Annotated in this window: 20 protein-coding genes and 3 tRNA genes; 20 read left to right on the top strand and 3 right to left on the bottom strand. The window is 71.2% G+C overall.

What is annotated here, in order from left to right; translation table 11 throughout:
- The 10 genes from ACEZDE_RS11290 to ACEZDE_RS11245 all read left to right on the top strand — a co-directional run.
- Nucleotides 1-790 (top strand): NADH-quinone oxidoreductase subunit C (locus ACEZDE_RS11290; protein WP_380535115.1); only part of this gene is annotated, 790 nt, incomplete at its 5' end.
- A complete protein-coding gene (locus ACEZDE_RS11285; RefSeq protein ID WP_380535113.1) occupies nt 787-1,749 on the top strand; it encodes a complex I subunit 1/NuoH family protein in 963 nt (320 codons plus the stop codon). The genes ACEZDE_RS11290 and ACEZDE_RS11285, both read left to right, overlap by 4 nt.
- A gap of 131 nt (nt 1,750-1,880) precedes the next feature.
- A complete protein-coding gene (locus ACEZDE_RS11280; RefSeq protein WP_380535160.1) occupies nt 1,881-2,441 on the top strand; it encodes a 4Fe-4S binding protein in 561 nt (186 codons plus the stop codon).
- Entirely contained in the window at nt 2,438-2,995 is a 558-nt protein-coding gene (locus ACEZDE_RS11275) for an NADH-quinone oxidoreductase subunit J family protein (protein ID WP_380535110.1), read from the top strand. The genes ACEZDE_RS11280 and ACEZDE_RS11275 overlap by 4 nt, the downstream gene beginning before the upstream one ends.
- 5 nt (nt 2,996-3,000) lie before the next feature.
- On the top strand, nt 3,001-3,450 hold the full coding sequence (gene nuoK / locus ACEZDE_RS11270) for an NADH-quinone oxidoreductase subunit NuoK (protein ID WP_380535108.1): 450 nt from the start codon (nt 3,001-3,003) through the stop codon (nt 3,448-3,450).
- On the top strand, nt 3,447-5,588 hold the full coding sequence (locus ACEZDE_RS11265; RefSeq protein ID WP_380535105.1) for an NADH-quinone oxidoreductase subunit 5 family protein: 2,142 nt from the start codon (nt 3,447-3,449) through the stop codon (nt 5,586-5,588). Before nuoK ends, ACEZDE_RS11265 begins: the two co-directional genes overlap by 4 nt.
- A 43-nt stretch (nt 5,589-5,631) precedes the next feature.
- A complete protein-coding gene (locus ACEZDE_RS11260; protein WP_380535103.1) occupies nt 5,632-7,209 on the top strand; it encodes a complex I subunit 4 family protein in 1,578 nt (525 codons plus the stop codon).
- Nucleotides 7,210-7,212: 3 nt separating this feature from the next.
- Nucleotides 7,213-8,796: an NADH-quinone oxidoreductase subunit N gene (locus tag ACEZDE_RS11255; protein ID WP_380535101.1), complete on the top strand. Its 1,584-nt coding sequence runs from the start codon at nt 7,213-7,215 to the stop codon at nt 8,794-8,796.
- 148 nt (nt 8,797-8,944) lie between these two features.
- On the top strand, nt 8,945-9,805 hold the full coding sequence (htpX, locus tag ACEZDE_RS11250; protein WP_380535099.1) for a zinc metalloprotease HtpX: 861 nt from the start codon (nt 8,945-8,947) through the stop codon (nt 9,803-9,805).
- A 124-nt stretch (nt 9,806-9,929) separates the two neighbouring features.
- Nucleotides 9,930-10,331, top strand: coding sequence for a YccF domain-containing protein (locus ACEZDE_RS11245; protein WP_380535097.1), 402 nt, complete (start codon nt 9,930-9,932; stop codon nt 10,329-10,331).
- 118 nt (nt 10,332-10,449) lie between these two features.
- On the opposite strand, the gene ACEZDE_RS11240 is transcribed toward ACEZDE_RS11245, so the two are convergent.
- Nucleotides 10,450-10,938: a YajQ family cyclic di-GMP-binding protein gene (locus ACEZDE_RS11240; RefSeq protein WP_380535095.1), complete on the bottom strand. Its 489-nt coding sequence runs from the start codon at nt 10,936-10,938 to the stop codon at nt 10,450-10,452.
- A 213-nt stretch (nt 10,939-11,151) separates the two neighbouring features.
- On the opposite strand from ACEZDE_RS11240, the gene ACEZDE_RS11235 reads away from it, so the two are divergent.
- Nucleotides 11,152-11,236 (top strand) — tRNA-Tyr (locus ACEZDE_RS11235).
- Between the two features lie 160 nt (nt 11,237-11,396).
- Nucleotides 11,397-11,936 carry a GNAT family N-acetyltransferase gene (locus ACEZDE_RS11230; RefSeq protein WP_380535093.1) on the top strand — a complete coding sequence of 180 codons (540 nt, stop codon included), beginning with the start codon at nt 11,397-11,399 and terminating at the stop codon, nt 11,934-11,936.
- Nucleotides 11,937-11,974: 38 nt separating this feature from the next.
- Here ACEZDE_RS11230 and ACEZDE_RS11225 read toward each other — a convergent pair whose 3' ends face one another.
- Nucleotides 11,975-13,441 (bottom strand): hydrolase, encoded by a 1,467-nt coding sequence (locus tag ACEZDE_RS11225; protein WP_380535091.1) that lies wholly within the window; start codon nt 13,439-13,441, stop codon nt 11,975-11,977.
- Nucleotides 13,442-13,630: 189 nt separating this feature from the next.
- Between ACEZDE_RS11225 and ACEZDE_RS11220 the strand changes: the two genes are divergently transcribed.
- From ACEZDE_RS11220 to ACEZDE_RS11185, 8 genes are all read left to right on the top strand, one after another.
- Nucleotides 13,631-13,703, top strand: a tRNA-Thr gene (locus ACEZDE_RS11220).
- A gap of 44 nt (nt 13,704-13,747) precedes the next feature.
- Nucleotides 13,748-13,823, top strand: a tRNA-Met gene (locus ACEZDE_RS11215).
- Between the two features lie 87 nt (nt 13,824-13,910).
- Nucleotides 13,911-14,075 (top strand): 50S ribosomal protein L33, encoded by a 165-nt coding sequence (gene rpmG, locus ACEZDE_RS11210; protein ID WP_004571794.1) that lies wholly within the window; start codon nt 13,911-13,913, stop codon nt 14,073-14,075.
- Between the two features lie 193 nt (nt 14,076-14,268).
- Nucleotides 14,269-14,721 carry an FAS1-like dehydratase domain-containing protein gene (locus tag ACEZDE_RS11205; protein ID WP_380535089.1) on the top strand — a complete coding sequence of 151 codons (453 nt, stop codon included), beginning with the start codon at nt 14,269-14,271 and terminating at the stop codon, nt 14,719-14,721.
- Between the two features lie 2 nt (nt 14,722-14,723).
- Nucleotides 14,724-15,152 (top strand): MaoC family dehydratase, encoded by a 429-nt coding sequence (locus ACEZDE_RS11200; protein WP_380535087.1) that lies wholly within the window; start codon nt 14,724-14,726, stop codon nt 15,150-15,152.
- A gap of 134 nt (nt 15,153-15,286) precedes the next feature.
- Nucleotides 15,287-15,883 carry a TetR/AcrR family transcriptional regulator gene (locus ACEZDE_RS11195; protein WP_380535085.1) on the top strand — a complete coding sequence of 199 codons (597 nt, stop codon included), beginning with the start codon at nt 15,287-15,289 and terminating at the stop codon, nt 15,881-15,883.
- A gap of 121 nt (nt 15,884-16,004) precedes the next feature.
- On the top strand, nt 16,005-17,447 hold the full coding sequence (locus tag ACEZDE_RS11190) for a DHA2 family efflux MFS transporter permease subunit (RefSeq protein ID WP_380535084.1): 1,443 nt from the start codon (nt 16,005-16,007) through the stop codon (nt 17,445-17,447).
- Between the two features lie 141 nt (nt 17,448-17,588).
- Complete coding sequence (locus tag ACEZDE_RS11185) at nt 17,589-18,659, top strand: UDP-N-acetylmuramate dehydrogenase (protein ID WP_380535081.1); 1,071 nt, start codon at nt 17,589-17,591, stop codon at nt 18,657-18,659.
- A gap of 48 nt (nt 18,660-18,707) precedes the next feature.
- Here the strand turns inward: ACEZDE_RS11185 and ACEZDE_RS11180 are convergent, their stop codons facing one another.
- Nucleotides 18,708-19,757: an adenosine deaminase gene (locus ACEZDE_RS11180; protein WP_380535079.1), complete on the bottom strand. Its 1,050-nt coding sequence runs from the start codon at nt 19,755-19,757 to the stop codon at nt 18,708-18,710.
- Nucleotides 19,758-19,801 lie beyond the last annotated feature (44 nt).

The raw sequence follows: 19,801 nt of genomic DNA, 5'->3' as shown, positions 1-19,801 counted from the left end.
GGAGGGCGCGCAGGGCGGTACCGCGCAGCTGACCCCGCAGGAGGCAACCGACGCCACACCGGGTGCCCCTGCCGCCCCCGCCTCCCCCCGTGCCCCCGGCGCTCCCCGCCCCGAACGCGGCATCCGCCGCATCCTGCTGCGGACTCGGATCCCCAGGGACGCCCCCGCGCTCCCCACCGCCACCGGTGTCTTCGCCGGTGCCGGATGGCACGAGCGGGAGACCCACGAGATGTTCGGCATCGATTTCCCCGGACACCCGCACCTGGCGACCCTCCTCCTCCCCGAAGGCTTCGAGGGGCACCCGCTCCGCAAGGAGTTCGTTCTCGCGGCCCGGGTCGCCAAGGCCTGGCCCGGCGCCAAGGAGCCGGGGGAGAGCGACCATGCCCCGGGCGGGGCCGCCGCCCCTGCCGCTCGCCGCAGGATGCTGCCACCGGGCGTCCCCGACCCCAACGAGTGGGGCCCACTGGCCGGAACCCTGCCTCCGGTACCCGAGCGTGCCGCCCGTGGTGCCGCCGCCCGTGGCCCCCGCGCGGCGACCGCCGCAACCCTGCCTCCCGGCGAGCGTCCACCGGTCCGCGCCGACCGACCCCGCCGCAACCGCAGCGTCGACCAGGGCTCCGCCAGCCAAGCCACTCCAGCCCCCCAGCCCGCCGCCGCACCGACGACCCCCTCGTCACCTGCCACCCCGTCGCCCGCCGTACCACCCACGCCGCCCAGCCCCGACGCACCCTGGCAGGTCCCCGCACCCCAGCAGACCCCGCCGAGCACGACAGGAGACGACGAAGCATGATCACCGCGCTCGAAGCGTTGCTCCGCTGTCTCGCCGCCCTGGTGGTGTTCCTGACGTTTCCCCTGATCATCGGTCAGACCGAGCACAAGGTGATGGCCCACATGCAGGGCCGTCTCGGCCCCATGTATGCGGGCGGCTTCCACGGCTGGGCCCAACTCATCGCCGATGGAGTCAAGTTCGCGCAGAAGGAGGACATCGTCCCCTTCGGCGCGGACCGCCGAGTGTTCCAACTTGCGCCCGCCGTCGCGTTGCTCCCGTACCTCGTCGTCCTGATCGCCATCCCGGTCGGACCCGGCGGTTTCGTCGGGCAGGCCTTGGACGCGGGCCTGTTCTTCGTGCTGGCGGTCATGGGCATCGGTGTCCTCGGCTCGTTGATGGCCGGTTGGGCCTCCGCCAACAAGTTCTCCCTCCTCGGCGGCATCCGCACCGCCGCCCAGCTGATGGCGTACGAGCTGCCGATGTTGCTCGCCGCCGCCTCGGTGGCCATGGCCGCCGGCACCGTGTCGCTCCCCGGGATCCTCGGGGCGTTCCACTGGTGGTGGGTGCCCTGGCAGATCGTCGGCGGCTTCGTCTTCTTCACCGCCGGACTGGCCGAGCTGCAGCGGCCCCCCTTCGACATGCCGGTGGCCGACTCTGAGATCATCTTCGGCGCCTACACCGAGTACACCGGGCTGCGCTTCGCGCTGTTCCTGCTGTCCGAGTACGCCGGAATCCTCGTCCTCTGCGCGCTCACCTCAGTGCTCTTCCTCGGCGGCTGGCACGGCCCGCTCGCGGCGGACCTCGGCTGGCTGTGGACCCTGCTGAAGACATTCGTCCTCGCCTTCGTCGTGATCTGGCTACGTGTCACCTATCCGCGGCTGCGCGAGGACCAGCTGATGCGCTTCGCGTGGGTCGTCCTCATCCCGCTCGCCCTCGCCCAGCTCGCCCTCACCGGCATCGTCAAGGTGGTGATCTCATGACCCCTCCCCCTCCTTCCTCTCCTGCGGAGCACTCCGCCCACGCGGAGCACGCCTCTCACACGGAACACTCCGGCCGCCACGGCTTCCCCGGCCGCGGCCTGGCCAAGGGCCTCGCGGTCACCCTCCGCACGATGACCAAGCGCGCCGTCACCGCGCAGTACCCGGAGACGCAGCCGGAGCTGCCGCCCCGCTCCCGCGGCGTCATCGCCCTCCTGGAGGAGAACTGCACGGTGTGCATGCTCTGCGCCCGTGAGTGCCCCGACTGGTGCATCTACATCGACTCCCACAAGGAGACGCTTGCCGCGGTCGACCCCAACGCCAGGGCCAGGACCCGCAACGTCCTGGACCGCTTCGCCATCGACTTCTCGCTCTGCATGTACTGCGGCATCTGCATCGAGGTGTGCCCCTTCGACGCGCTGTTCTGGTCGCCGGAGTTCGAGTACGCGGAGACCGACATCCATGAGCTGACCCACGAGCGGGACCGGCTCCGCGAGTGGATGTGGACCGTGCCGGCCCCGCCCGCCCTGGACGCCGCCGCCGAGGAGCCCAAGGAGATCGCCGCCGCCCGCAAGTCTGCCGACAAGATCACCGCCGCCCGGGCAGCCACCCGAACCACCGCTCCCGATCCCTCCACCGCTCCCGCTCCTTCTCCCGCCCCCGGCGAGACCTCCGGAGAGGAGCCCACCACATGAACGTCCCGGAGCTCTCCTCCGCAGGCCACTCCTTCCTCTCGCCCACCGGCGTCGAGATCGTGTTCGTCCTGGTCGGCCTCGCCGTCCTCGGCGCGGCCCTGCTCACCGTCACCACCAAGCAACTGGTCCACGCCGCACTGTGGCTGGTCGTGGCCCTCGGCGGTCTCGCGATCGAGTACCTGCTGCTCACCGCCGAGTTCATCGCCTGGGTGCAGGTGCTGATCTACCTCGGCTCGGTGGTCGTCCTGGTCCTCTTCGGCCTGATGCTCACCAAGGCCCCGATCGGCCGGTCTCCCGACGCCGACTCAGGCAACCGCTGGGTCGCCCTGACCATCGCGCTCGCCGCCGCGGGGACTCTGGTCACCCTGGTCGTGGACGCCTTCCGCAGCACCTGGCTGGACCTCGGCCAGGCTGCCGGGAGCGGGAGCACCCAGGCCAACGGCACGGTGCTGTTCCGCTACTGGGTGCTGCCGTTCGAGGCCCTGTCCGTGCTGCTGCTCGCCGCGCTCGTCGGGGCCGTCGTCATCTCTCGCCGTCACCGAGAGGAGCACTGAGCCGCATGCATCTCGCCTATCCCGCCGTCCTCGCGGTCCTGCTGTTCTCCGTCGGCCTGTACGGAGTGCTCGCCCGCCGCAACTCCGTCCTGATGCTGATGTCCGTCGAGCTGATGCTCAACGCCGTCAACCTCAACCTGGTGGCCTTCGACGTCTGGCTGCGGGACACCCTGCACGCCGGCCAGGCCCTCACCCTGTTCACCATCACCATCGCCGCCGCTGAGATCGGCCTCGGCCTGGCCATCGTGCTGATGGTCTTCCGCACCCAGGGCACCGCCGATATCGACCGGCTCCGGGCCCTCGCGGACCAGCCCGGCGCCGCCGACGGCCCCGCGGACGGCCCCGACACCGACCCAGGCGCCCACTTCGGCACGGCATCCGCCGACTCCGCGTCCACTCCCGCATCCGTTCCCGCATCCGACGCGGACTCCGCGGGGAAGGCCCCTGTCGCATGACCCTCGCCTTGGCGGTACTCGTTCCGCTGCTCCCCTTCCTCGGTGCGCTGGCCGGGCTCGCGGTCGGCCGTCGCGCCCCCGGCCTGGTCCGGCCGCTCGCCATCCTGCCGACCCTGGCCTCGGCGGCCCTCGCCGTCACCGTGGCCTGCGACCTCGGCACCGGCCGCCACCTGGACTCCGCGATCAGGCTGACGCCCACCGGCGGAGTCCCGATCGACCTCGCCCTGCACCTGGACGGCTTCTCGACCCTGCTCGCCGTCCTGGTCGGCGTGGTCGCCGCCTGTGTGCAGATCTACTCCACCTCCTACCTGCGCGAGGATCCGCGCTACCCCTCGTACGCCGCTCTGGTCTCCCTCTTCACCGCGGCGATGCTGCTGGTCCTCTACTCCGGCGATCTGATCGTGCTGCTGGTCGGCTGGGAGGTGATGGGCATCTGCTCCTACTTCCTGGTCGGCCACCACTGGGAGAAGGAGGACGCCCGCTCCGCCTCGGTGAAGGCGTTCCTGGTCACCAAGCTCGGCGACATCCCCTTCCTGTTCGGCATCTTCGCGCTGGCCGCCGACGCCGGGACCTTCCGGATCGACGGTGTCATCGCCGCCGCCGGCAACGGGCAGCTGCACCACCCCACGCTGATCGCCCTGCTGCTGCTCTGCGGCGTGGCCGGCAAGTCGGCGCAGTTCCCGCTGCACACCTGGCTGCCCGACGCGATGGCCGGTCCGACTCCGGTGTCCGCCCTGATCCACGCCGCCACCATGGTCGCCGCGGGCATCTACCTGGTCGCCAGGCTGCTGCCGGTCTTCCTGCTCTCCTCCACCGCCCTGGTCGTCCTCGCCGTCATGGCCGCCGTCACCATGGTCGGCTCCGCGGTCTGCGCCCTGGCCCAGGACGACATCAAGCGGGTGCTCGCCTACTCCACCGTCGGCCAGCTCGGCTACATGGCCGGAGCCCTCGCCACCGGCGATCGCGACGCCGCTGTTTTCCACCTGCTCACCCACGGTGCGTTCAAGGCCCTGCTGTTCCTGGCGGCAGGCGTGGTCATCCACGCCGCGCACACCAACTCGCTCACCGCCATGTCGCGGATGCCCGACCTGCGCAAGCGCGTCCCTGACGCCTTCTGGACGATGACGCTCGGCCTGCTCGCGCTGGCCGGCATCCCGCCGCTGTCCGGCTTCTTCAGCAAGGAGTCGGTGCTCACCGCCGCCGAGCACGCCGCCGACGGCGACGCCCTCACCGGCGGCCTGGGACCGGCCAGCGCCGTCCCCACCTCCGTCGGCTGGCTGATCCTGGTCGCCGGGCTGCTCACCGGGCTGCTCACCGCCATGTACGCCACCCGCCTGTGGCTGCTGGCCTTCCGGGCGCCCAACCCGGGCACCAGCAGCACCCCGGCCACCAGCCGCAGCGCCCCGACCACCCACGAGGCCCGCACCACGGACGAGGCCCGCACCACGGACGAGCCCCAGGCCATGCGCTGGCCGCTGTGGCTCCTCGCCATCCCCACCCTCGCCCTCGGCATCGCCGGACTGCACACCACCTGGCTCCCCTCCTTCCTTGACGGAACATCACTGACCCCCTCCACCACGACCGCCGCCCTCGGCAGCGCCGTCGCACTCCTCGGCGTGCTCGTCTCCTACGCCGCCTGGCGGTGGGCCGCCTCCCTGGTCCAGGACGCCCGTACGGCCTCGCCCGCCCGCGCCGCCCACGAGTTGGAGGAGGCCACCCGCCCGGCCGCGACCGTCGCCGACCCGGAACAGGTCAGCGCCGACCTCGCCACCGTCCCCGGCCGCACCCCGGACCAGGCCCTCGCCGACGCCGACAGCGCCGCCCTCGCGGCCGAGACGGCGCACGTGCCCGACCCGGCCCGGCTGCTCCTGGGCCCGCTGCTCGGCCCGGCCAGCAGCGGCTTCGGCCTCGACCGCCTCTACGCCGCCGCCTTCGTCCGACCCTTCCTCGCCGCGGCGGGCCTGGTCCGGTTCCTCGACCGCGAGGTCATCGAGACCTACGTCGCCGGAGCCGGCGGAGCCCCCAAACTCCTCGGCGCCGCCGTCCGCCGCGCCCAGAACGGCAACGCCCAGACCTATCTGAGCGCCCTGCTCGCCGGGGCCGTCGTGCTCGCGGTCCTTGTGGTGGTGGCTCAGTGACCAACCGTCAACTCCTCCGCCCCGGCCGCACGGAGGCCATCCGGTGAACGCCGTCCTCATCGCCCTGCTGCTGCTCCCGCTCGTCGGAGCCGCGCTCACCCTCGTCCCCGGCCTCTTCGGCCGGGACGAGCACACCGCCGGGCGCCGCGCGCTGTACCTGGGCGTCACCGTCACCGGCGCCGCCCTGCTGCTGTCGATCGCCCTCGCCGTCGGCTTCGACCGGAGCCACTCGGCCCGGATGCAGGCCGTCACCGACGTGCGCTGGATCCCGGCCCTGAACGTCCGGATGCACCTCGGCATCGACGGCGTCTCGCTGCCGCTGCTGCTGCTGACCACGCTGCTCACCTTCCTCTGTGCGGTGTACTCCCTGCACCGGCTCCCGGACGGTCCGGGAACCCCTAGCCCGCGCGCCTACACCGGGCTGCTGCTGCTGCTGGAAACCGGGATGCTGAGCACCTTCGCCGTGCTCGACCTGCTGCTGTTCTTCCTGGCCTTCGAGGTCGTGCTGATCCCCATGTACTTCCTCATCGCCCGCTGGGGGAGCGGAAACCGCGGCCCCGCCGCCGCCCGTTTCATCCTCTACACCCTGCTCGGCTCCGCGATCATGCTGCTGGGCTTCCTGCTGCTCGGGCTGCACGCGGGGACCTTCGACATGACCGTCCTGGCCCAGCGCCACGGCCGCGGGCTCTCGCACACCACCCAGGTCCTCGCCGTCCTGGCGATCGGCCTCGGCCTGGCCGTCAAGGCGCCGATGTGGCCGTTCCACAGCTGGCTGCCGGACGCCCACACCGCCGCACCCACCACCGGCTCGGTGCTACTCGCCGGCGTGCTCCTGAAGATGGGCACCTACGGCTTCGTCCGGGTCCTGCTGCCCTCCGCCCCCGGCGGCATGGCGACCCTCGCCCCCTACCTCGCCGCCTTCGCGGTGGTCGGCGTCATCTACGGCTCGCTGGCCTGCCTCGCCCTGGTCCGCCCCGGAGCCAAGGGCGACCTCAAACGGATCATCGCCTACTCCTCGGTCGGCCACATGGGGTTCGTCCTGCTCGGCATCGCCACCCTCACCCCGACCGGAATCAACGGCGCCCTCTTCGCCAACATCGCCCACGGTCTGATCACCGGTCTGCTGTTCTTCCTGGTCGGCGCGGTCAAGGACCGCCACGGCACCGCCGACCTCGACCGCCTGGCCGGGCTCGGCTCAGGCACCGGCGGAGCCCTCTACGGTCGCGCCCCCCGCCTTGGAGGACTCCTCGCCTTCGCTGCTGTTGCCAGCCTCGGTCTGCCCGGCCTGGCCGGCTTCTGGGGCGAACTGCTCGCCATGTTCGGCTCCTTCCAGCCCGCGGCGGGGCTGTCCCGCCCCGCCTACCTGGTCTTCATGGCCCTCGCTGGGCTCGGCACCCTGCTCACCGCCGCCTATCTGCTCGGTGTCGTCCGCCGGGTCTGCATGGGCGACCCCGCCGAGCACGCCGCTCTCGGCGCCGCACCGCACATCCCCGACGTCCAGGCCTACGAACTCGCCACCTGGACCCCGCTCGTCGCGCTCACCCTGGTCGCCGGGCTCTGGCCGGCCGTGCTCCTCGGCCTCAGCAACCCCGCCGTCAAGGCTCTTCTCGGAGGCAGCTGAGTCATGACCCATCTCGCTGTCACCGCAGCCGGTTCCCTCATCCAGTCCATCGACTGGGCGGCCGTCGCCCCGCTCCTCGTCACCGCCGCCACCGCCCTGGGCGTCCTGGTCGGCGACCTCTTCCTGCCGGAGCCGCGCAAGCGGCTCCTCGGCTGGATCTCCGTCGGGGGCCTGCTGCTGGCCCTGATCTTCCTGGTCCCACTGCGGGACGGGGACCGCGCCACCTTCTGCGTCCGCGCCGCGGGCGCCCCCGGTGACGCCCCTGCCTGCTCCTACGTCGCCGACCACTTCGCTCTGGTCATCCAGTTGCTGGTACTCGCGGGCGCGCTGCTCGCCGCGCTGCTCTCGATCCACACCGTTGAGGCCGACCGGCTGCCTTCGGGTGAGTTCTGGTTCCTGCTGCTCAGCTCGGTCACCGGCGCCGCTCTGCTGCCCGCCGCGCGTGACCTGGCCACGCTGGTGGTCGCCCTGGAGACGGTCTCGCTGCCGGCCTTCGCCCTGGTCGGCCTGCGCCGGGACGGACGAGGCGGCGAAGCCGCGCTGAAGTTCTTCCTGTCCTCGGTCACCGCGACCGCTGTCATGCTGCTCGGCGTCAGTTTCGTGTACGCCGCGACCGGCAGTATGCATCTCACCCGAATCGCCGCGGCGCTGCCGCACGTCCCCGCGCAGTTGAAGACCCTCGCCCTGGTGGGCGTAGTGCTGACGCTCGTCGGCTTCGCCTTCAAGACCGCCGCGGTTCCGTTCCACTTCTGGGTGCCCGACACCTATGCGGGTGCGCCCGTTCCGGTGGCCGCGTATCTCTCCGTGGTGAGCAAGGTAGCCGGTCTCTCGGGCCTCGCGCTGGTGTCAGTGGTCGGTTTTCACTCATACGGGCGAACCTGGGGTCTGGCACTCGCGATTCTGGCCGCACTCACCATGACGCTGGGTAATGTGGGCGCACTGCGCCAGCGCACCGACGCCCCGCACAGCGCCGTGCGCCTACTGGCCTGGTCCTCGATCGCTCAGGCCGGGTACCTGCTGGTCCCCATCGCCGCCGCCGGCTACGGCACCGCTGCCCCCGGCCGTGACCCGCTCGGCGCAACGGTGGCATACGCCCTGATCTACGGCGTGGTGAATCTCGGAGCCTTCGCCGTGGTGGCGCTGATCGTCGGCCGTATCGACGACTACCGGGGGCTTTTCGCCTCCCGCCCCGCCACCGCGCTGGTGATGGCCTTCTTCCTGCTCTGCCTGGCCGGGCTGCCTCCCGGGGTGATCGGTCTCTTCGGGAAGGTCGTGGTCTTCCGGGCCGCTATCGACTCCGGTCTCGGCTGGCTGGCCGTGGTCATGGCCGTGAACGTCGTCATCGCGCTGTACTACTACCTCGGTTGGACCGCCAAGATCTTCCAGGCCACCCCCGTCCCCGCCGCTCCCGCCGTCCCGGTCCACACCACTCCTGACTCCGCCGTCCCGGTCGCCGCATCCGCCGCGGTGCGTCGTCTGCCGCTGCCGATCGCCCTCTGCCTGGGCCTCGCCACGGTCGTCGGCGTGGTGCTCTCGGTGGCCCCGCAGCTGGTCCTCCAGGTCACCTCGGGATCCCTTTTCCGCTGATCCGGAGCCCACGGCCCCGGGTTGCGCCACCCCGCTCAGCAGCGGACAAGGGAACCAGGGCATCCGTCTCAGCCGTTGAACCAGACGAACGGACTTCACCAGGGCTGTGAAAGAAGACGCCCCTCATCGCACGTCTTGGAGGGCACCCGTGCACCGCCAGCACAATGGTCTGAAAACCGCCGCGCTCCTCGGCGGCCTCTCGGCACTGATCATCCTGATCGGCGCCTTCTGGGGGCGTACGGGCATCCTGATCGGCCTGGCGGTGGCGCTGGCGACCAACGGCTTCGCCTACTGGAACAGCGACAAACTGGCGCTGCGCGCCATGCGGGCCCGCCCGGTCAGCGAGATCGAGGCGCCCTGGCTCTACCGGATCGTGCGCGAGCTCTCCACCTCGGCCAAGCAGCCGATGCCCCGTCTCTACATCTCCCCGACCGAGGCCCCCAACGCCTTCGCCACTGGCCGCAACCCGCGCAACGCGGCCGTCTGCTGCACCCAGGGCATCCTGGGCATCCTGGACGAGCGCGAACTCCGCGGCGTCCTCGGCCACGAGCTGTCCCACGTCTACAACCGCGACATCCTGATCTCCTCCGTGGCCGGCTCCCTCGCCTCGGTGGTGCTGTTCCTGGTCAACTTCGCCTGGCTGATCCCGGTCGGCCGGGACGACGACGACGGCCCGGGAATCGTGGGGATGCTGCTGATGATGATCCTCGGCCCGATCGCCGCCAGCATGATCCAACTAGCCGTCAGCCGCTCCCGCGAGTACCAGGCCGACGCCTCCGGAGCCCAGCTCACCGGCGACCCGCTGGCCCTGGCCAGCGCCCTGCGCAAGCTGGATGCCGGGACCGCCAGGCTGCCGCTGCCGCCTGAGCCGCAGCTCCAGACCGCCAGCCATATGATGATCGCCAACCCGTTCCGTCCCGGCGGTGCGGGCGGCAAGCTCTTCTCGACCCACCCCCCGATGGCCGAGCGCATCGCCCGGCTCGAAGCGATGGCCGGCTACCGCGACTGACGGGGTGTCCACGCAGCGCCGGCCACCACGAACCGCGAACGCCACGAACTGCGAACGCAACGCATCACGAACACCACGATCACCACGGACGAAGCGAACGCCGCGGCCCGCCAGGAGGCAGCAGATGGACGTGCTCAGGTTCTTGCTCAATATCCTCTGGCTGATCCTCTGCGGATTCTGGATGGCCCTGGGCTACGTCGTCGCCGGGATCGTCTGCTGCATCCTGATCGTCACCATCCCGTTCGGCATCGCCTCGTTCCGCATCGCCGGCTACGTCCTGTGGCCGTTCGGCCGGACCACCCGCGAGCGCCCCGACGCCGGGGGCGCGTCCTGCGTGGGCAACGCCATCTGGCTGATCTTCGCCGGCTGGTGGCTCGCCCTGGGCCACCTGGTCACCAGCATCGCCCTCGCGGTGACCATCATCGGCATCCCCTTCGCCTGGGCGAACCTCAAGATGATCCCGATCTCGCTGATGCCGCTGGGCCGCGAGATCGTCTCCAGCGACCAGCCCTTTGCCGCGCGCTGATCCGCACCTGCACCCACGCCCGCGCCACGACCCGGCGCCCCGTATGCGGACGGCCCGGCGGGCGCAGTGACCACCGCACGCCGCCGGGCCCGTCCGGCCCATCCGCCCGCCGTGCGGGTCAGCGGTAGTTCACGAACTGGACGGCGAAGTCCAGGTCCTTGCCCTTGATCAGGGCCTGGATCGCCTGCAGGTCGTCCCGGCTCTTCGAGGTGACTCGCAGCTCGTCGCCCTGGACCTGGGCCTTCACGCCCTTGGGGCCCTCGTCCCGAATGATCTTCGCGACCTTCTTGGCGTTCTCCTGGGAGATGCCCTCCTCGATCGTGGCGAAGATCTTGTACTCCTTGCCGGACAGCTGCGGCTCTCCGGCGTCCAGGGACTTCAGCGAGATGCCCCGCTTGACCAGCTTTGTCTGGAAGACGTCCAGGATCGCGTTGACCCTGTCCTCCGAGTTGGCCTTCATCTCGATCTTGTCGCCGGACCACTCGATGGAGGCGCCGACGTTCTTGAAGTCGAAACGGGTGGCCAGTTCGCGGGAGGCCTGGTTGAGCGCGTTGTCGACCTCCTGCCGCTCGACCTTCGAGACGATGTCGAAACTGGAGTCGGCCATGATCAGTGAGTCTCCTTGACGGTGCGGTGACACGGACGGCGTCGTCACTCCCGCACGGGGAGGACGCCGAACCAGCGTAGCCATCAGCGCGCCCGCGTGCTGCCGCCGCGGGCCCGCCCCCGTCGCGCCACACGCGATCAACCAGGTGGCGGAGCACCCCCTGGTATCGGGTATTGTTTACGACGTCGAGCGGGGAACCGCGAGACATCCCCTGGCGGGTTGCCCGAGTGGCCAAAGGGAGCAGACTGTAAATCTGCCGGCTCTGCCTACAGTGGTTCGAACCCACTACCCGCCACCAGGGAAACAAGGCGGCCTCTCTCCTGCGGAAACGTGGAAGAGGGGCCGCCTTTGTGCGTGGCCCCGGGCCCGTTCCCGCCGTGGCAATCAGGAGGGCGTGGTAGAAAGCAGGTCAGTTCGGCGGGGACCGGGGAGCGTTGTCGTGGGGAGTGGGGCCGCGGATGAGCGAGCGAGTGGTGGTGCGTAAGGCCGAGGTCGGGGACGTAGCCGCCGCGGTGGAGCTGTGGACGCTGTCGCATGTGGCACGCCGCAACGGCCGACCGCTGCCGGACGCCCATGTCGTCCTGGCCCGGCAGCGGATGGCTTCCCCGGATTCCCTGTTACTGCTCGCCCACACCTCCGAGGACGACGACCATGACGTTGGCCCGGAGCCGACTCCGTCACCGGCGCCGATCGGGACGATCCTCGCGGTGCAGGGCCTGGACCAGGACGGCGCGGGCCCGCCGGTGCCGGGCCTCCTGCACATATCCCTGCTCAGCGTGGCCCCCGATCGCTGGGGGCGGCATGTCGGTCGGCGTCTGGTCGAAGCGGTGCTCACCCGCGGTGCCGCCGACGGCTTCGACGAAGCCCAACTGTGGACCCACGCCGACAATCTGAGGGCCAATCGGCTCTACAAGGCGATGGGCTTCCGGCGCAGCGGCCGGGTCCGGGTGGATGACTGGGGCGAGCTGCTGGTCCACTACCGCCGTCCGCTCACCTAGCCGCTCACCCAGCCGCTCGGCTGAAGCGCGGGACGTGCTCAGCAGGGCGGTCCGCTGCGTCCCTGTCGTGGCACCGCCGGTGCGCTGGTTTCGGCGAACTCCCGGACGGCGCTGGTCCTGCTGACGATTCGCCCGGCGTGCACCACGACCCGGCTGTGCCCGCCGGAGAGGGCTCCGCGCAGGCTCTCCCCGCGCACCGCGAGCACCTCGGCCGGACAGCCGGGCGCCAGCAGCACCGGGGGCAGGCCGAATGCCGCCCTGGTGGCCACGCTCACCGCCCCGTACGCGGCGGTCTCGCCCAGCTCGCCGGATGCCGTGAGCAGGAAGGCCGCCTCCAGCGGGTCCACCCGGCCGACCGGGTTGGCGGTGTCCCGGAGCGCTCCGCTCCCCGCCGCCACCGGCACCCCCGCCGCGAGCAGCATTCGAGCCGACAGCGGCCGTCCCACCGGCCCGGCCGATCCAGCAGGCCCGGCTACCCCCATCGACCCGGCCACCCCCGCCAGCCCGGCGGCCGACCCCGCGGGCGCAGCGGACCCCATCGACCCGGCCACCCCCGAAGCCGCGGTGGCCCCCGAAGCCGCCGTGGACCCGGTGCAGCGGGCGCACTGCGGTAGCACTACGACCGAGACCCGGGCCGCCGCCAGCTGTTCCACGCAGCGTGCGGCGACCTCAGGGGGCAGCAGCCCCAGCGCGGAGCAGGGGCCGATCACCGCCCGCGAGCTCAGCGTCCCGAGCACGGACGCGAGCCGGGTCAGCCGTCGCGGGTCGGCCGCGTCCGTGTGCAGGTCGAGCGGCAGTCCGTGCTCCTCGGCCAGTGCCACGACCGCGTCCAGGTGGCCGTCGGGGTCGGGATCGCCGTCGGGGCGGCCACCGACGGCGTGCGCGCCCATGCCGAGCGCCTCCCGGAGCATCGCGCGCCCCTCTGCTCCGGCGATCCCGGTCAACAGGCCTGGTAGCGGCACCACCTGAAGGTCCATCAGCCCGTGCAGCGCCCGCGCCGCCTGCAGTGCGGCGGTCATCCCGACCAGCCCCTGGGCACCGCCGATCCGAATGTGTGTGCGCTGGACCGTCGCGCCGTAACCGAGCCCGGTGAGGGCCGCCTCGGTGATCCGGCGCTGCAGATCCTCCAGCCGCTCCTGCCGAGCGCCCGAACCCCGCCCCACGTCCCGCTCCCACCCCGGAGCCGAGCCCAGGCTCGCATCCAGGACCGAGCCCGGATCCGGCTCGGCCCTCCCCGTTACCCCCGCTCCCGCCCCCGGCACCGGCGTCCCCGTGAACGCCTGGTCCAGGTGCGCATGCGCCTCCACCGGGGCCGGGAGCAGCAGGTATCCGGTCAGGTCGACGCGCTCGGCGGCGCTCAGCGTCCCGGCCGGGCCCACTGCCTCGATCCGCTCCCCGATGATGCGGACGTCCACACTGCGCCCGTCCGGAAGCCTCGCACCGGAGAGCAGCAGAGCCGGTCCGCCGGTGCCGGCCGGCTCGCTCGTGGGCATGTCGGCGGGCATGTGCTGCTCCTTCCCACCGTGCTGCGGAGACCATGATCGATGGGGGGAGCCTAGGGCGAAGTCCCGGTCCTGGAGCGGGAGGCGCGTGGGGGAGCGGGCACGGCCCGGATAAGTCGTACCGGCCCTCGGGGGAGGGGGCGAAACGATTTCACGGTTGGGCGGAGGAGCGTGTAATGTCTCTCTCGGCCAGCCCCTATAGCTCAGTCGGTAGAGCGTCTCCATGGTAAGGAGAAGGTCTGCGGTTCGATTCCGCATGGGGGCTCGGATGGGAGGGTGCCCCGCTTCGGCGGGGCGCTCGATCGTCGTGGCGGTGTAGCTCAGTTGGTAGAGCAAGCGGCTCATAATCGCTGTGTCACCGGTTCAAGTCCGGTCACCGCTACCATGCCGTGTAGCCGATTGTCGGGTAACCGTCCCAGTCGGCTACTCTTGTCTGTGTTCATAACGTTGTCTGTCCGAGGAAGGCACTCCTGTGGCCGCCACTGATGTCCGCCCGAAGATCACGCTGGCCTGCGTGGAGTGCAAGGAGCGGAACTACATCACCAAGAAGAACCGGCGTAACGACCCGGACCGTCTTGAGATGAAGAAGCACTGCCCCCGCTGCAACGCGCACACCGCGCACCGCGAGACCCGCTGACCCTCCGTTTCGACGCAGGGCCGACGGAACATCGTCCAGGCCGTCGGCGAAGGCCGCTCCCATCCGTGGGGGCGGCCTTCGTCGCGTCCCGGGTGCTTACCATCAGGGCGGAAGTGTGTCTGATTTGCTTGACCCTGACTGTGCTGAACCCTGACTGCTGAATCGTGACTGCTGAACCGTGAGGAGCTGCCCCATGCCGCTCGACCCCTCGTTCATCGGGCGGACGTATCCGCCCACCGCGTACTACGAGGTCGGCCGCGAGAAGATCCGTGAGTTCGCGGAGGCCGTGGGCGACGACAATCCGGCCTACCGGGACACCGACGCGGCCAAGGCACTGGGCCATCCCGATGTGATCGCCCCGCCGACTTTCGCCTTTGTGCTCAGCTACCGTGCGGCGGCCCAGGTCCTGGTGGATCCGGAACTCGGCCTGGACTTCTCCCGGGTGGTGCACGGCGACCAGCGGTTCGTCTACTCGCGCCCGGTCCACGCCGGCGACCGGCTCACGGTCACCTGCGTGATCGACTCGATCAAGTCGCTGGCCGGGAACGACGTGCTGTCGGTCCGCGGCGAGATCCACGAGGAGAGCGGCGAGCATGTCGTGACCGCCCACATGATGCTGGTGGCCCGCGCCGCCGAGGGGGAGTGAGCATGTCCGCGCTTGTGAACTACGACGACGTCGAGGTCGGCACCGCGCTTCCGGCGCAGTCCTTCCCGGTCACCCGGGCCACCCTGGTCCGCTATGCGGGCGCCTCCGGCGACTTCAACCCGATCCACTGGAGCGAGTCCTTCGCCACGGCGGTCGGCCTGCCCAATGTGATCGGGCACGGCATGTTCACCATGGCCGAGGCGATCCGGGTGGTGACCGACTGGCTCGGCGACCCGGGTGCGGTGGTCGAGTACGGGGTCCGCTTCACCAAGCCGGTGGTGGTCCCGGACGACAGCGTCGGCGCGCTGATCGAGGTCTCGGCCAAGGTCGCCCTGAAGCTGGACGACCGTCGGGTCCGGGTGGACCTGCTGGCGACCAGCGGCGGGGAGAAGGTCCTCGGCATGTCCCGCGCCGTGGTCCAACTGGCCTGAGCGATGTCCCGCGCCGTGGTCCAGCTGGCCTGAGCGTGCGCGGAACGGCGGCCGGCCGGTGGGTTCCGGCAGGCCGCCGTCCAGTTTTCGACCTGCCCTTGCGTTGTTAGTAATCAACCACTAACTTAGTTCCCATGGCGAAGACGAGCATGAGAATGAGCGCGGAGGAGCGGCGCGAGAGCGTCATCCTCGCCTCCATGTCCGAGTTCGCCAAGGGCGGCTACAACGGCACCTCCACCCAGGCCATCGCGGACCGGGTGGGTGTCTCGCAGCCCTATCTCTTCCGTCTCTTCCCCTCGAAGAAGGCCCTCTTCATGGCAGCGGTCACCCGCTGCATCGAGGACACCACGGCGGTCTTCGACGCCGCAGGCGAAGGTCTCGAAGGCACCCCCGCGCTCGACGCGATGGCGGAGGCCTACATCGGCCTGATCGCCGACCGGGAGAAGCTGCTGATGCAGCTTCAGGTCTATGTCTCCTCCGGGTCCGACGACCTGGACGAGTCGGACCGCGAGCAGGTCCGCCAGCTCTGGGGCCGGCTCTGGGACAGCGTCGCCATCCGTACCGGCGCCGATGTGCAGGAGGTCACCAGCTTCTTCGCGCACGGCATGCTGATCAACACCCTGGTCGCCCTGGGTGTCCCTGACGGAGACCGCCTGTGGGCGGGCTTCGACTGGGACTGTTGGTCGGCGCGCGGCGCCGGCGGCAGCACCAGCGGCGGCGCCAAGCCGTAGGCCGCCGCCCCTGCGGGCGGGTGTCCTGGCAACCTCCATGTCCGCGAAAGTTATTGACTGATCACTAATCTAGCAGCCAGGTTCCCCCCGAGCCGGGGGGCTTCACACCAAGGGAACCGTCATGCGCAAGGGCAGCCCCGCAGTCTGGGCCTTCGTCATCACCAGCACCGCCGGCTTCATGGCCGCGCTGGACAACCTCGTGGTCACCACCGCGCTCCCGTCCATCAGGACCCACCTCGGCGGCGGCATCGCCGACCTGGAGTGGACCGTCAACGCCTACACCCTCACCTTCGCCGTGCTGCTGATGCTCGGCGCCGCGCTCGGGGACCGCTTCGGCCGTCGGAGAATCTTCACCCTCGGGCTCGCGCTGTTCACCCTCTCCTCCCTCGGCGCGGCCCTGGCGCCGGGCATCGACGCGCTGATCGCCGCCCGCGCCGCTCAGGGCGTAGGCGCCGCCCTGCTCACCCCGGTCAGTCTCACCCTGCTCACCTCCGCGGTGGCCCCGGCCAAGCGCGGCCTGGCCTTCGGCGCCTGGGGTGCGGTGAACGGCATGGCCATCGCGATGGGGCCGCTGATCGGCGGGACCATCGTCGAGCACCTCTCCTGGCAGTGGATCTTCGCGCTGAACGTGCCCATCGGCCTGGCCCTGCTGCCGCTCGCCCGGCTCCGGCTGACCGAGAGCCACGGCCCCAACAGCCGGCTCGACATCCCCGGTACGGCTCTGGCCAGCGCCGGCCTGTTCGGCATCGTCTTTGCCCTGATCCGCGGCAACGCCGACGGCTGGAGCAGCCCGACCGTGCTCACCGGCCTGATCGCCGGAGCCGCCCTGCTGGTCGCCTTCGTCGCCTGGGAGCTGCGGACCGACGCGCCGCTGCTGCCGATGCGGCTGTTCCGCAACCGCGCCTTCGCTGCGGTGAACAGCGCCTCGTTGCTGATGTCGGTCGGCATGTTCGGCTCGATCTTCCTGCTCAGCCAGTGGCTGCAGACCGCCCAGGGCTACAGCCCGATGGAGGCCGGCGTCCGGATGCTGCCGTGGACCGCGATGCCGATGGTCGTGGCCCCGCTCGCCGGGATGCTGGTGGACCGGATCGGCGGACGGATCATCATCGCCGCCGGGCTCGCCTTCCAGGCCGCCGGGCTGGTCTGGTTCGCGCTGATCGTCGCGGCGCATGTCGACTACAGCAGCCAGATCCCGCCGCTGGTGCTCTCCGGCATCGGCATGGCCCTGTTCTTCGCCCCGGTCACCACGGTGCTGATGGGCTCGGTGAAGCCGGAGGAGCAGGGGGTCGCCTCCGGTGCCAACAACGCCCTCCGTGAGATCGGTGGGGCGCTCGGTATCGCCGTCCTCGCCTCGGTCTTCACCGCCCACGGCGACTTCAGCAGCCCGCAGCGGTACGCCGACGGCCTGGCCCCGGCGATCTGGGTCGGCGCCGCCGCGATCGCCGCGGCGACCGTCGCCGCGCTGATCCTCCCCCGCCGCCGCGCGGCTGCCGCCACCGCCACCGCCACCGCCGCGGCCGGCGACTCCGCCGACAGCGCCCAGCCCCTCTCCACGGTGGCCTGACCCGAACCGCACCCCGAATCCGGCCGGCCCACCAGATCCACCGCGCCCGCCCGGCCACCCGACCCATCCCGCGACCCGCCCCGTCCGTCCCCGCCCGTGGGGACGGACGGGGCACGGTCGTGTCCCCCTTAGGCTGGTCGCGTGCAGGAACTCCAGGACGCCCCCCTCGCCCCGCTGACCACGTTCCGCCTCGGCGGGCCCGCCCGCAGGCTGGTGACCGCCCGTACCGACGCGGAGGTGGTCGAGACCGTACGGCGCGCCGACCGGGACGGCGAGCCGCTGCTGATCATCGGCGGCGGCAGCAACCTGGTGATCTCCGACAAGGGCTTCGACGGAACCGCCCTGCACATTGCGACCACCGGCCGGGTCCTGGACCGCACCGACACCGGCGCCGTCCTCGACGTCGCGGCCGGGGAGACCTGGTCCGACCTGGTCGGCGACACCGTGCTGGAGCACCGCCTGGCCGGCATCGAGTTCCTGGCCGGGATCCCCGGCTCGGTCGGCGCGACCCCGGTGCAGAACGTCGGCGCCTACGGGACGGAGGTGGCCGACACCATCACCGAGGTCGTCGCCTACGACCGGAGCACCGGCGAGACGGTCACCCTGGCCAACGTCGCCTGCGCCTTCTCCTACCGGCACAGCATCTTCAAGGCCCAGCCCGACCGCTATGTGGTGCTGCGGGTCCGCTTCGCCCTGGCGGACGCGGCCGGCCGGTCCAACCCGGTGCGCTACGCCGAGCTGGCCCGAGCCCTCGGCGTCGAGCAGGGGGGCCGGGTGCCGGTGGAGGCAGCCTGGAACCAGGTGCTCCGGCTGCGCGCGGGCAAGGGCATGGTGCTGGACCCGGCGGACCACGACACCTGGTCGGCCGGGTCGTTCTTCACCAACCCGGTGCTCGACCCGGCCCAGTTGGCCGCCTTCACCGCCAGGGTCCACGACCGGCTCGGCCCGGACACCGCTTTCCCCGCCTTCCCCGCGCCGGACGGCGGCACCAAGACCTCGGCCGCCTGGCTGATCGAGCGGGCCGGTTTCGGCAAGGGCTACGGCAGTGGCCCGGCCCGGCTCTCGGCCAAGCACACCCTCGCCCTCACCAACCGGGGCGGCGCCACCACCGAGGACCTGCTCGCCCTCGCCCGCGAGGTCCGCGCCGGAGTCCAGACAGCCTTCGGCATCACCCTGGTGAACGAACCGGTCCTGGTCGGCGTCGAACTCTGACGAGCCCACGGCCCGCCACCCAGCCCTCGACTCACCAGCGCTGCCCCCTCAACTCACCAGCCAGGCGTCGATCCCGGCCAACAGCCGCTCCTTTTCGTCCTTCGGCGCGCAGGATCCGCGCACCGACTGCCGTGCCAGCTCGGCCAGTTCGGCGTCGCTGAAGCCGTGCACCTCCCGTGCCGACCGGTACTGCTCGGCGAGCCGCGAGCCGAACAGCAGCGGGTCGTCCGCGCCCAGCGCCAGCGGCACCCCGGCCTCGAACAGGGTGCGCAGCGGCACGTCCTCGGGCTTCTCGTAGACGCCGAGCGCCACATTCGACGCCGGGCAGACCTCACAGGTGATCTGACGGTCCGCCAGCCGCTGCATCAGCCGCGGGTCCTCGGCCGCCCGTACGCCGTGGCCGACCCGGCCCGCGCCCAGGTCGTCCACGCAGTCCCGGACGCTGGACGGCCCGGCCAGCTCCCCGCCGTGCGGGGCGGCGAGCAGCCCGCCCTCCCTGGCGATGGCGAAAGCCCGGTCGAAGTCCCTTGCCATTCCCCGCCGTTCGTCGTTGGAGAGGCCGAAGCCGACCACCCCGCGGTCCGCGTAGCGGACCGCGAGCCGGGCCAGGGTGCGGGCGTCCAGCGGGTGCTTCATCCGGTTGGCGGCGACCAGCACCCTTATCCCCACCCCGGTGGCCCGGGAGGCGTCCTCGACGGTGCCGAGGACGAGCTCCAGCGCGGGGATCAGCCCGCCCAGCCGGGGGGCGTAGGAGGTGGGGTCGACCTGGATCTCCAGCCAGCCGCTGCCGTCGGCGCGTTCGTCCTCGGCGGCTTCGAGCACCAGCCGCCGGATGTCGTCCTCGTCGCGCAGAACCGATCGCGCCATGTCGTACAGCCGCTGGAAGCGGAACCATCCGCGCTCGTCCGTCGCCCGGAGCTTCGGCGGTCGGCCGGAACTCAGCGCCTCGGGCAGGTGCACTCCGTGCTTGTCGGCGAGTTCCAACAGCGTGGACGGACGCATGGAGCCGGTGAAGTGCAGATGCAGGTGCGCTTTGGGCAGGAGGCGGACATCGCGAATGGAAGGGGTGGCGGCCGGGGGAGCGGGTACCTGTTCCATTCGCAGATCTTCGCGTATTCAGCCTGATGGGGGAAAACAACGAG

The sequence above is a fragment of the Streptacidiphilus cavernicola genome (assembly GCF_042510955.1).
Taxonomy (GTDB): domain Bacteria; phylum Actinomycetota; class Actinomycetes; order Streptomycetales; family Streptomycetaceae; genus Streptacidiphilus; species Streptacidiphilus cavernicola.
Note: the sequence above shows the minus strand (reverse complement) of the source record. Positions and strands in the feature narration are given on the sequence as shown.